General features: G+C 51.3%; 13 protein-coding genes. 5 read left to right on the forward strand and 8 right to left on the reverse strand.

Annotated features, from left to right (window positions below):
- Both ABYW01_RS05450 and msbA read right to left on the reverse strand, forming a co-directional pair.
- The coding region (locus tag ABYW01_RS05450; protein WP_372831491.1) for a 3-deoxy-D-manno-octulosonic acid transferase at positions 1-402 on the reverse strand (402 nt) is incomplete at its 3' end.
- Between the two features lie 24 nt (positions 403-426).
- Complete coding sequence (gene msbA, locus ABYW01_RS05455) at positions 427-2190, reverse strand: lipid A export permease/ATP-binding protein MsbA (RefSeq protein ID WP_372831492.1); 1764 nt, start codon at positions 2188-2190, stop codon at positions 427-429.
- A 138-nt stretch (positions 2191-2328) separates the two neighbouring features.
- On the opposite strand from msbA, the gene lpxL reads away from it, so the two are divergent.
- On the forward strand, positions 2329-3234 hold the full coding sequence (gene lpxL / locus ABYW01_RS05460; RefSeq protein ID WP_372831493.1) for an LpxL/LpxP family Kdo(2)-lipid IV(A) lauroyl/palmitoleoyl acyltransferase: 906 nt from the start codon (positions 2329-2331) through the stop codon (positions 3232-3234).
- Here the strand turns inward: lpxL and ABYW01_RS05465 are convergent.
- The gene (locus tag ABYW01_RS05465) at positions 3231-4496 is read right to left on the reverse strand and encodes an O-antigen ligase family protein (protein WP_372831494.1); all 1266 of its coding nucleotides are present in this window, start codon (positions 4494-4496) and stop codon (positions 3231-3233) included. The genes lpxL and ABYW01_RS05465 overlap by 4 nt on opposite strands.
- Before the next feature lie 215 nt (positions 4497-4711).
- Here ABYW01_RS05465 and ABYW01_RS05470 point away from each other — a divergent pair, with 215 nt between their 5' ends.
- Together ABYW01_RS05470 and ABYW01_RS05475 are read left to right on the forward strand one after the other, a co-directional pair.
- Positions 4712-5113: a hypothetical protein gene (locus ABYW01_RS05470; RefSeq protein ID WP_372831495.1), complete on the forward strand. Its 402-nt coding sequence runs from the start codon at positions 4712-4714 to the stop codon at positions 5111-5113.
- Between the two features lie 14 nt (positions 5114-5127).
- On the forward strand, positions 5128-5409 hold the full coding sequence (locus ABYW01_RS05475; protein WP_372831496.1) for a hypothetical protein: 282 nt from the start codon (positions 5128-5130) through the stop codon (positions 5407-5409).
- 1 nt (position 5410) lies between these two features.
- Here the strand turns inward: ABYW01_RS05475 and ABYW01_RS05480 are convergent, their stop codons facing one another.
- The 5 genes from ABYW01_RS05480 to ABYW01_RS05500 are packed head-to-tail and all read right to left on the reverse strand — an operon-like array spanning position 5411 to position 9925.
- Positions 5411-6178 (reverse strand): glycosyltransferase family 2 protein, encoded by a 768-nt coding sequence (locus tag ABYW01_RS05480; RefSeq protein WP_372831497.1) that lies wholly within the window; start codon positions 6176-6178, stop codon positions 5411-5413.
- Complete coding sequence (locus tag ABYW01_RS05485; protein WP_372831498.1) at positions 6175-6924, reverse strand: polysaccharide deacetylase family protein; 750 nt, start codon at positions 6922-6924, stop codon at positions 6175-6177. Before ABYW01_RS05485 ends, ABYW01_RS05480 begins: the two co-directional genes overlap by 4 nt.
- Positions 6925-7929, reverse strand: a complete 1005-nt coding sequence (locus tag ABYW01_RS05490) for a glycosyltransferase (RefSeq protein WP_372831499.1) — start codon at positions 7927-7929, stop codon at positions 6925-6927.
- A complete protein-coding gene (locus ABYW01_RS05495) occupies positions 7926-9026 on the reverse strand; it encodes a glycosyltransferase (protein ID WP_372831500.1) in 1101 nt (366 codons plus the stop codon). The genes ABYW01_RS05490 and ABYW01_RS05495 overlap by 4 nt, the downstream gene beginning before the upstream one ends.
- Entirely contained in the window at positions 9023-9925 is a 903-nt protein-coding gene (locus tag ABYW01_RS05500) for a mitochondrial fission ELM1 family protein (RefSeq protein WP_372831501.1), read from the reverse strand. Before ABYW01_RS05500 ends, ABYW01_RS05495 begins: the two co-directional genes overlap by 4 nt.
- Positions 9926-10180: 255 nt before the next feature.
- Between ABYW01_RS05500 and ABYW01_RS05505 the strand changes: the two genes are divergently transcribed.
- Positions 10181-11176, forward strand: a complete 996-nt coding sequence (locus ABYW01_RS05505; RefSeq protein ID WP_372831502.1) for a branched-chain amino acid aminotransferase — start codon at positions 10181-10183, stop codon at positions 11174-11176.
- A 127-nt stretch (positions 11177-11303) separates the two neighbouring features.
- Positions 11304-11794: hypothetical protein (locus tag ABYW01_RS05510; RefSeq protein WP_372831503.1), on the forward strand; the 491-nt coding region annotated here is incomplete at its 3' end.

Genomic DNA, 11794 nt, shown 5'->3' on the forward strand with positions numbered 1-11794 from the left:
GGGCCAGAGTTCGGTTTCCACCACAATCAATGCACGGGGTTTAATCCGTTTAAGGAAACGCGTTAACGCATGCGGCAGATCGTAGGGACAGTAGAGATGCTGAACCTGTTCCGGAAACAGGGAACGGACCCGTTCTGCACCCGTGGGTGTCATGGTGGTAACTAGGATAGGCAGATCCGGCTCGCGCTCCAGCAACAATGTTACGAGCGGAGCAATGGCGACGGTTTCACCTACCGACACCGCATGGATCCAGAGTGGACGATCATCACGGGCAGGGACATCGCCAAAGCGTTCCGCAACCCGCTCACCATAGGCTGGTGCCTGCCTGGCGCGTTTTTTCAGCCGCAATAAAACCAACGGCAGCGCCAGATACCAAACCAGAGAATAGAACCAACGTGCCATCAATATGAACCCCCGCTGCGGTCTCTATTCGCCTGCACGCTGGTACTGTAAAGCGTGCAGTTGTGCGTAGATACCGTTCTGAGCCAACAACTCATCATGGCTGCCCACCTCAGCAATAACCCCCTGATCCAGCACCACAATGCGGTCCACATCTTCGATTGTGGACAATCGGTGGGCGATAACAAAGGTCGTACGACCACGCATCACATTGTGCATAGCATCCTGAATATGACGCTCGGACTCCGAATCCAGCGCAGAAGTTGCCTCATCCAGAATAAGAATCGGTGCATCTTTCAATAATGCCCGGGCAATCGCAACGCGTTGACGTTGTCCACCCGACAAGCTGATGCCGTCCGAACCAATCACCGTACCCAGACCGGCAGGCAATTTATCCGTAAACTCGACCACATGAGCCGCTTCTGCCGCCCGACGAATTTGCTCTTCAGTACACTCGGAAAGCGCACCGTAAGCGATATTGTCAGCGATCGTGCCATCAAACAGCACCACATTCTGATTCACAATAGAGATCTGTTTGCGCAGAGATTCCAGGCGGTACTCATGCAAAGGGGTATCGTCGATCAGGATCTTACCCTGAGTCGGCTCATTAAACCGTGGCAGGAGGCTCACCAGCGTCGATTTACCACTACCAGACCGCCCCACAAACGCGATAGATTCACCCACCTTGACCTGCAGATTAATCTGTTTCAGTACAGACTCATCCCGCCCGGCATAAGAAAAATCCACATCGATCAGAGAGATACCCCGATCAACCGATCGCAAAGTTTCTGTCCCACTGTCCCTCTCTTTTTCCTGATCCAGGATCGCAAACAAGCTTTCCGCCGCAGCGACACCCTTCTGAACAATGCTGTTCACTTCCGTCAGCTGGCGTAGCGGTTTGGCAATCATACCGGCGGCGGTAATAAAGGAGATAAACTGCCCCGCTGTCATCGACTCCATCAAGGATGGGTGCATTGCCACATACACCAGAAAAGCCAGTGCTGACGCAACAATCAACTGCACCAGAGGCGTGCTCACCGCATCGGTTACGATCAGCTTCATAAACTGACGCCGGTTATTTTCACTGGCCTGTCTAAAACGCTCCTTTTCCTTAGGCGTCGCACCAAAGACCCGCACCACATCGATCCCCTGAAATACCTCGGTCGCAACGTGGGCAACATCCCCAACACTCTGTTGAATATGGGTACTGATCTTCTTAAAACGTTTTGCGGCCAGGCTGACTACCCAGGCAATCAACGGCATGATCACCAGAAAGATCAGGGTCAGACGCCAGTTGAGATAGAGAAGATAACCAAACAAGCCGATGACCGTAAGGCCTTCACGCAACAACAGGCGCAAAGCAATCGTCACCGAATCCGTCACCTGCTCTACGTTATAGGTAAAGCGGGCCAACAGCTGCCCTGAAGATTTACTCTGAAAAAAGCTGCTCGGTAACAGCAGCATATGATTAAACAGATCGATCCGTAGTTTATTGACCACGTGTCGTGCAGCATACGCAATGCTGTACAGACCTAAGAAGCTGCCGATACCACGCACAAAGAACAAGCCAACAACAGCTGCTGCAAGCCAGGTACGCTGGTCCAGGTCGCCTTCACTGACGCTATCAACCACATACTCCAGCCACTTGGCGAAACCCGCTTGCGTGGCGGCATACAGGCTGAAGCCAACAATACTGACAACAAAGGCAAACCAATAAACTTTTACATAGCTCAGCAGGCGGAGATATACACGCCAGGAGGATTCGGATGCGGGGCTCTGAGGGTCAGACATAGGTCACATATGTATATAAATTCAGACGCGAGTATAACGCTATTCACCCCGTGCTTTACAGCACTTCCCATTGTCCCTGCCACGGGCGAACGAGTACAATGGTCCGACTCAAACTGCATAAGCACTGATCCGATACTGATGCCATTCTTATCACCACGCTTCTGGCCGACATGGCTGGGGTTGATGGCTTTACGCCTTATCTCCCTGTTGCCTATGGCGGCACAATACACTCTTGGCCGTTTTCTAGGCAAAATGCTATACCGCCTGATCAGCAAACGCCGTCATATTGTTGAGGTTAACCTCAAGCTCTGCTTCCCTGAAAAGTCGGAAGAGGAGCGGCAACAGATGGCGGTTGAGGTCTTCGAAAATAACGCCATCGGCATGTTTGAGACCTCAATGGCATGGTGGTCTTCGCCCGACCGATTTAAAGATAAGGTGATCATTGAGGGTCTGGAGCATATTGAGAAAGCCCAGCAGGAAGGACATGGCATTCTGCTCACCGGCGCGCATTATTCAACGTTGGATCTGGGCGGTTTTCTACTGGGCCAGAAATTAAACTTCAGTACGGTTTACCGGCCCCATAACAACCCCCTGTTTGACCGTTTTATCTGCCAGGGTCGTTCCCGCTTTGTCGAGCAGATGCTCGACAACGAAAACAGCCGTGCCATCGTGAAACAGTTGCGTCAGGGCAACGTAGTCTGGTTCGCACCGGATCAGGATATGGGGCCAAAACAGTCGATATTCGTCCGTTTCTTCGGTATACCCGCGGCAACCGTGCCTGCGACAGCCAAGCTGGCCCGACTCGGGAAAGCGAAAGTGATGATCTTTGGCCAACACCGACTGCCAAATGGCGAAGGGTATAAATTAACCATCTCTCCCGCGTTGGATCCTTTCCCAACCTCGGATGAAGCCGCCGATACCAATCTGGTCAATCAGGGGCTGGAACAGGCTATCCGTCAATTTCCCACCCAGTATATGTGGGTACACCGGCGTTTTAAGACCCAGCCTGATGCCGAGAAAAGTCATCTGTACGCAAAACGCTAATGCTTACTGGCTCCGATGCCCTCGGCCCTGACCACAGCAAACAGCAGTGCCGCAAGAAACCAGAATAAGCTCGCCCAGTAGGATGAGTACATAGAAAGATGGGTATTCAGCGGCATCAATAATGTTGCGATGCCCACGGCATAGAGGAAACTGAAACGGTGCGTATGGGCGGTGAGCATTTTCAATAGATATACCATTGTAAGCAATGCGCCCAGTAAACCGGTTACACCGATCACCCCCATCTCGGCCATCATCTCCAGTACAATCTGATGCGGATGATAAGCACCAATCTGCTCTTCACCATGGAGAAACCTATCATCAGGTTGGGAATAGTCTGCATAGGCATATCGAAAGCCCCGTACGCCAACACCATTGATCCAATTATCGGAGAACATATCAATCGATGTCTGCCATATACTGATCCGGCCAGACGAGGCTGCATCCAAAGAGCTGCCGTTAATAGCTGCCACTGACCTGAAAACTTTCATCTGCACTGGTGGTGTTTGAGAACCCACCGCACCGACAAGCAGCAGCACGGCCAAGGCACCTGTCAGGTACTTTCGATTCGGCCGATATCCTGCAAACCAAAGCATAGCCAGCGTATAAAACACAAACCATGCCAGTGCCAGCCACGCCATACGCGTGCCGCTGATAAAGATCACAAAGGCCATCAACATCGAGAAAAACACTCCCCAATGGAGCTGTTTATTGCTGACAATTGCAGCCAGCGCCACGCCCAGAAAAGCCACCAGTGCATATCCGAGACGTTTATTGTCTCCGTAAACACCCGTGATATAGAGCGATGATCCGCTGCTCAGGCCAAAGATATCGTGCCCCAGCAACAACTCAACAATACCGTCCAATGCCCAGAAGGCCAGTATGGCCGCCACGGCCATCGACAGCACACGATGAGTCGCCAACGTATCTAACCGGTGGATGATAAAGATACCCGCCAGATAAAACCGCAACATACCAAAGGTCGACGATAGCCCTTTTTCAACGTTGACGGCATCAGGCAACGAAACCAGGGCGGGAATCCAGAAACAGAGGAATAACAGTGAGAACAAGCGAAAAGCGAGGTTGGAAAAAAGCTCCTGCCGACAACTCACAACGTCTTTTAGGCCAAACAGCGCCATCACCAAGAGCGGCACTTCGGGCAGTCGCCCGATAGGCTGTAGCGCCACAACAAGGACCACCAACCAAAGAGGCCACTGTTCAATAAAACTCTTCCGTAACCCTAATTTCTCCACAGACGCCATCATCCTAAGTCAGTTCTCTATATCTCTAGTTCAATCAGGGCCCGAGGGGGCTAATCCTTGATACTGGTTGCTTAGCGGGCGAATTATCTGGTAAAACTCTCCACCTTACAAATTGCCTGATGCAGTCACATATCTAAACTTAACCATACGACTTATACTCAGGTACTCTTTCGTTTCGGATATCTCGAAGCGATCGCTATAAACAGACTCTTGATACGATGCCTTCTATTCTTCGCTTACTCGCCATTGGAGACTGCAACAGCAGTGGAAAAACGCTCGACGCCAATGTGCCCGAGGAGCTCGTAAAGCGTCTGGAAGCAGACGGTATCCGCTGCTCCCTGCAAAACTTGGGTGCCGCAATGAACTCTTCCAGAGAGGGACGGACCAAAGCCAAGGCTCACTCTGCACCGGCAGATATTCTTCTGCTGAGTTTCGGTTTAGTCGATGCCTGGGTGACCAGCATCCCGATGTTCTATATCAGCTACTATCCGGACAACAAGCTGAAACGTCGTACGCGGAAAATCCTTAAATCACTCAAGAAACGTCTGCGGCATCCGCGTTTAACGCGCTGGATACCGACCGGAGCGGTCGTAGGGAAAAAGAGTTTCAAGAGAATATAGAACAAACGATTCATGTGCTGCGACAGAGAAACCCACAGCTGAAAGTGGTTATCTGGGGAGCGGCGCCCACCGACGACGACAAACGCAATCGGCTACTCGACGAATACAACGACATCCTTAAGACGGTAGCCAAGGCCGACAATGGCCTATACCTGGACACAACGCAGAGCATTGCTGCATCACCCCGTGATGAGATGTTCGACGATGCGGTCCACCTGTCAAAACCGGCGTGTCAGCACGTCGCACTCGCGCTAGCGCCACTCATCAAACAACAGATAGCTCACACACCCAGCTAGCTTATTCGGACGGGCCGCGCTTTTGCTCATCCCGCGCTAGCAGTTCCAACTCATACAACTTCGCTTCTTTCAAAAACGCATAAAACGCATTGATCATACTGCCAATAAAACCACGACGGCCGTTGTAGCAGTTGCGGCGCAGAAAGTAGGATTTAAGGAAGGTCACTGGCATCACCAACAGTAGTTTCGGCAAACTGCTGCGCTTACCTTTCTCAAACTTATCCATCGCTTTACCCGATGAGTATCGATTGACCTTATCGACCTTTACTTCAACGGATACCTCACCGTAGTGATTAATGGCGCCGTCCAGCTCGATAATGTTGCCCTTTACCACAGGGCTTTCGTGGAAGCGCTCTTTTCCGTAAGCCCCCTGACTTTGACGGAATAAGCGGATATGGCGATTTTGCTTGGTTTTATGATGGACCGCTTTACCGATAAAGTGCTCCTGGATCGGGATATTGGCGCCAGACAGATCGGACTGTTCTGCCACCTCAAAGATCTGTGCACGTAACGTATCAGTCAGCTCTTCATCCGCATCCAGATTGAGCACCCAGTCATGCTTGCAGAGGCTTTTAGCGTACTCTTTCTGCTCTGCCATGCCGGTCCAGTCACGCGCAAACAGGCGATCAGTGTACTTGCCTGCAAGCTCCATTGTACGGTCGGTACTGCCGCTATCCACCACCACAATATCATCAAAATCACGCACGCTATCCAGCACACGCTCAATATTATGTTCTTCGTTTTTGACTACCAGATATACGCTGATCATACGCGGTAACGACCCCGGGTTATGGCTAGATGGAACTGAAGCGCGTTGGTACTTCCCAACACAGAAATACGCTTGATACGAAAAGGATCAGAGATCTGTTCGATCCCCTTTTTCACCGTGACAGCACTGCGCAGTCCCACCTGCTGCACTTGTTCAACATTGCTGTCGTTATAACGTCCGAACGGGTAAGCAAACGCATGACAGGTGTCACCGGTCAGCGCTTCGACCACCGCTTTGGATTGGCTAATTTCTTCAGCTGCAATCTCCGGTTCGGCTTTATCAAGATTGACATGGTGCATGGTATGAGCCCCAAATTCGATCAATCCGGAGTCTCGCATCTCATGAATTTGTGATTGATCCAGACGTTCAATGCCGTCGATCTCCGGGGCCAGATAGATCGTTGCTTTTGCCTGATATTTTTTCAGCAGCGGAAACATCTGCGTGTAGTTATCAAGAAAGCCATCGTCAAAGGTCAGCACAACGTTTTTCCCGTCTGGCTGAGTATCCAGCAACTCCGTAATCGTACGGAACTGATACCCCTGCTGATTCAGATATTGCAGATGCTTTTCAAACATCGCTGGATGAACCACCAAATCCGGCGAAATACCCTCTGCGGACTCATTAATGCTGTGATACATCAGAACCCTTGGACAGGATGCATCCACACAGGGACGCCACCAGTTGTAATGCGCTGAAACATAGAGCGATACAAGCAATAACGCGATAACAGCAATGACGATTAACATTTAGCGACGGCTCTCCTGTCCGGCAATCCGCGAACGATAGTATTCAACATACTCAGCGGCCACCGTTGGCATCTCAAATCGGCGCGCCTGATCTTCAGTAAAGGATCGATACTGGCCGGATAACACCCTGTACTCCGCTGCAACCTGAGCAAGTTTATCACTCAACTGCGCATCCTTAATCAGCAGTTCATCCGGCAGAAGCTCCGGTGCAGCCCCCACTTCAGTCGAGATAAACAGATTTGCATAAAACAGCGCCTCCACCATCACCAGACTGAAGCCCTCACTGCGTGATGCGATGACCACCAGATGCTTCTGCGTCATCCTTTGCGCCACATCTGATTGCTGCCCCAGCAACCGCACCCGGCTTTCAACACCTAACTCATCGATTAACGCTTCCAATTCCGCGCGCTGGGGCCCTTCACCCACGATATCCAGTGAGCAGTCGATCTCAGAATCCGCCACTTCCCGGATTAACCAGTCAAAGCGTTTGATCGGATCAAGTCGCCCCACCGCCAGAATGGAAAACTCGCCGTCGGGTATCACCGGTTGCAGTGCAGGATCACGCTGCACACCGTTGTAGATCACTGTGGCGGGATGACTGATAGAGTCGGCCACCATGCCGGATACCGCTGTAACATTGGCTAACCGATTGAAAATCTTACCTTTGCGCGAATTGTGTTTCGTTGCGACCTGCGTCAGTGCAATCAGCCGGGACACGCGCAGGATGATTTTAGACGCTTTGGCGCCATTGGAGTGCACGATATCCGGCTGTTCATCGGCAACGATCCTACGCAACTGCATGTACAGGCGGGGGTCGTACCATTCCTCACTGCTCGTGAGTTCATGCACCTTAACCCGATCAGACAACCGCTTGAGCCAAACACTGCCCTTAAACGCGGCGACGACCACGTCAACATGCTGTAAGGCCAGTGTATTACTGAGGTCAGCCACCACTTTCTCTGCACCGCCATCCAGACTGGACGCGATAAACATCAGCACCTTCACGAACACAGTTCCTCGTACACGGACAAGGTCTTATCCAACATCGTGGTTTTTAGAAACTCCGGGTTACCTTTCGGGCGCACACCTGATGCCAATACATCGGATACGGTCTGCACCAGCTGAGGCACATCCTTCATCGGCGTTTTACCCTGTGGATAAAGCGCCGCGAGAATCTCTCCAACGCCGCCGTGGTCATACCCTACCACCGGGATGCCCTGACCAATCGCTTCAGCAACGGTACGACCAAAAGATTCCGGTTTGGTCGATAACGACAACACCAGATCAGACACCGAGTAGATATCACGAATGTCGGAACGCGCACCGGTAAAGGTAATGTGCTCACCTAAGCCTTCATCTTTCACTCGCTGATAGAGTTCCTGCGCATAGGCTTTACGTTTTGCATCTTCACCACCCACGATCAGCGCATGCACCGGCACCCCTTGCAATAACAAGGCTTTGATCATATCGATCATATCGTTGTGGCCCTTGAGGCGGGTCAGACGTCCGGCCAGTGTGATGACTTTTTTGCCCACCAGCTGAGGAAAATCCTGTTGCCACTGCGCCAACCAGTCGGCAGACGCCTGATAACCCAACGGAAATTCCTGCGGATCGATTCCCCGGTACACCAGACGCACATTCGCCATATCCGTTTGTGGATAATTGTCACGAATATAAGCCTCAACCGTTTTTGAAACGGCGATCACCCGCTCACCCCGGCACATGATGCCGCTGTAGCGAGACACTGAATACAACCCATGCACCGTTGTGACCAGATGTGGACGCTCTGATGTGTTCATGCCACGCCAGGCAAACCAGGCAACCCAGGCGGGCAAACGGGAACGAACGTGCAGAATGTCCGGTTTTTCTTGTTTCAACCAGCGACGTAGCGCCCAAACGTGGCGAAAGGTCCAGAGCGACTTTTTGCCCAAGTCCCAGCTGACATGACGGGTACCCTCGGCTTCCAGCTGTTTCACCATACCGCCGCCCGCAGAGATCACCACAGATTCATGACCTCGCCTGATCAGCTCTTCCGCCACTTCCAGCGTGCCACGTTCAACACCGCCACCATCCAGATCTGGTAATAACTGTACAACTTTCATGACAACAACCTCTTGCGAACCAGATCAGCACAGCGTGCAGCTTCATTAAACGGACTATCAGGACAGGGCAGCGCATTACTCTGCTGCCAGCGACTGAACGGTGTGACTTTTTGATCATCAATCAACAACTGCAAACCGCGGGTAATTCGATTGCTGCTCTGTTGCGGCACATCCAGAATACCCACCGCACACCCCGCAGTCAGCGCCTCAAATACCATAGAAACACTGTCACCACTCACCCAGCATTGTTCGGCATCAGGCAGATGTTCACCTAACCAGCCGGGCCCCGTCTCTTCAAACGGTACAATCTTCAGATTGGGTAGATCCGCTGCGCGCAGTTGCGACAAAAAAGACGCCGGTGTTCGGCGTGAGGTGGTGAGCAACCAAGGCTTTTCACCGTCCACTATCGCAGCCAATTGATCAATAATCGCCTGATCATCCCAGCCAAAATGCTTTGACGGTCCACCAATCAACACCATGCCCTGCATCGCGTCTGCTGAACGGCTCACCCGAGGCTGCATTCGATTGAGCGCCCCGTCGGTTAACTCAATATTGGATTTGGGCGCGGGCTCATCGTGACGAGGGATCAGACACAAATCAAACCAATTGGTTGGCAGCGAAGGTTTCATCATCAATACCGCCCGTGCACCCGTGGCGCGTTTATACGCCAGCAAGGTCAAATGGGTACGATGCCCGGCACCGATAATCACATCAGGCAGAGGGTCCGATTGGGTGTCACGCACACCAAAACACAGTGTTTTAAATGCCTGCGATTTAGACAGCACGGGTTTTGTTTCCACCGTCATCGAAGGCTCAAGACGCTGTAGCGCTTCCGCCAGCCCGAGACTCTGATTTAAGTGTCCCGGTTTGTCATCACTGATGATCCAGATCTGTGTCACGGCGGACCTGCTTGGTAAAATACGACGGAAAGGGACAACCGCATGGCGGCTGTAATCAATTAATATGCCGCAATAATACTAAAATCACCGCTAAACACACAGTAATCCGTCTGGACGCAATATTTTTGTGCATCTGGGAATTCCATTTTTGGCTCAGATGCTTAAAATCAACATCCTTGGGCGTGCTCCGCTCAGTTTCAGCCGTCCCAATACATCGGGACGTTTTCACCTAACCGCTTTTGTAGGACGCTTCACATGACAGCATTTGGTTCCGTGTTCATGCCTGAAATGGCAATCTCCTGGTTTGATGGTTCTGACTGGAGCGCGACTGAAGTCGTCGCCAGCGATAGCATCCAGGTACACCCGGGTGCCCATGTGCTGCACTATTCCAGCACCTGCTTTGAAGGCCTGAAAGCGTTCCGCCACAAAGACGGCTCGGTGAAGATCTTCCGCATGGATAAGAACATCGATCGTTTTGCGCAGAGTTCTCAGCTGCTGGGTCTGCCAGAACTGAATAAAGAAACCACCTCGCAGATGATCCGCGACATCGTTGCACGCTTTGCTGACGAAGTACCGGCACCGCCGGGTTCCATGTACATCCGTCCAACGCACATCGGTACGGAACCGGCCATCGGTAAGGCTGCCGTTCCATCGCTGACCTCTTGTCAGTACATTTTGCTATCACCGGTTGGCGACTACTTTGCCGGTGGCGATAAAGCCCTGCGCTTGCTGATTGAAGATCAGAACATGCGCTGCCCGCCGCATATGGGGATGGTAAAAAGCGGTGGCAACTACGCCGCTGCACTGCAGCCTATCATGCACGCTCGCGCGGAAGTGCAGGCCGATCAGGTTCTGTTCTGTCCAAATGGTGACGTTCAGGAAACCGGCGCAGCCAACTTCTTGCTGATCGACGGCAATGAGCTGATCACCAAATCGCTGGATGAAAGCTTCCTGCACGGTGTGACCCGCGATTCGATCCTGACCATCGCCCGCGACATGGGTATGGACGTACAGGAACGTGAACTGTCCGTAGAGGAACTGATGGAACGCGCGGCGAAGCCGGGCTGTGAAGCGGCTCTGTCTGGCACTGCTGCAGTACTGGCTCCAGTTGGCACATTGATCTATCAGGGTCAGGAGCTGGATGTAGGTAACGGTGGTATCGGTGAAACCACCGTGAAACTGCGTACCGCACTGAATGCCATTCAGTGGGGTGAAGCGGAAGATCCATACGGCTGGCTGACCAGCTTGTAACAAAAAACTTTATATAGTGAGCAGGCTGTCCTGAGTGTTGATTATCGGCACAGCCTGTTTTTTGATTTACCAACTACCTGAGAACATCTCCTTTATATTAATTAACATCGAAGAAAGGGACTTTCTAATGAAAGTAATTAAATATACTGCCTCTATTTTTTTACTTGGCACCACCGCCTTTTTAACTGGATGCCAAACCCATATCACCAATTTAAAAGAATCGATAGAAACTGATAAAAGCGAACAACATAAAAGCCCTGGCGGGAGATGGGTCTCCCAAAATTCTCCTTGTTATAATTCAGGCGTATTAGATTGGAAATTAGACACCTATAACTCTAAGCAGAGAAAAGACACAAAAGTCGCTTTCCTTTTACCTGATGATGCAATACGTGAGTTTGTAGGACCGCCAAAAGAGCACTTCGCAAAAACATCAAAGATCGCTGCCAAAGCGTATATGTATAATGATAAAAAATTTAAAACCTATAGATTCATGGGATTGGAATTAGGAGAAACAAAAAAAAACATCATCGATACCTACGGAGAAATTTATACAATAGCTAAAACGAAACCTACAAAAATTGTAGCCCCTAAAACAACACCAAAATCATGGAGATCCCC

Source organism: Pontibacterium sp., assembly GCF_041587635.1.
Lineage (GTDB): Bacteria > Pseudomonadota > Gammaproteobacteria > Pseudomonadales > Balneatricaceae > Pontibacterium.

Bases quoted from the DNA above. Each gene is read 5' to 3' on its own strand.
- msbA (WP_372831492.1), bottom strand. From the start codon at position 2,190: ATGTCTGACCCTCAGAGCCCCGCATCCGAATCCTCCTGGCGTGTATAT.
- lpxL (WP_372831493.1), top strand. From the start codon at position 2,329: ATGCCATTCTTATCACCACGCTTCTGGCCGACATGGCTGGGGTTGATG.
- ABYW01_RS05465 (WP_372831494.1), bottom strand. From the start codon at position 4,496: ATGATGGCGTCTGTGGAGAAATTAGGGTTACGGAAGAGTTTTATTGAA.
- ABYW01_RS05470 (WP_372831495.1), top strand. From the start codon at position 4,712: ATGCCTTCTATTCTTCGCTTACTCGCCATTGGAGACTGCAACAGCAGT.
- ABYW01_RS05480 (WP_372831497.1), bottom strand. From the start codon at position 6,178: ATGATCAGCGTATATCTGGTAGTCAAAAACGAAGAACATAATATTGAG.
- ABYW01_RS05485 (WP_372831498.1), bottom strand. From the start codon at position 6,924: ATGTTAATCGTCATTGCTGTTATCGCGTTATTGCTTGTATCGCTCTAT.
- ABYW01_RS05495 (WP_372831500.1), bottom strand. From the start codon at position 9,026: ATGAAAGTTGTACAGTTATTACCAGATCTGGATGGTGGCGGTGTTGAA.
- ABYW01_RS05505 (WP_372831502.1), top strand. From the start codon at position 10,181: ATGACAGCATTTGGTTCCGTGTTCATGCCTGAAATGGCAATCTCCTGG.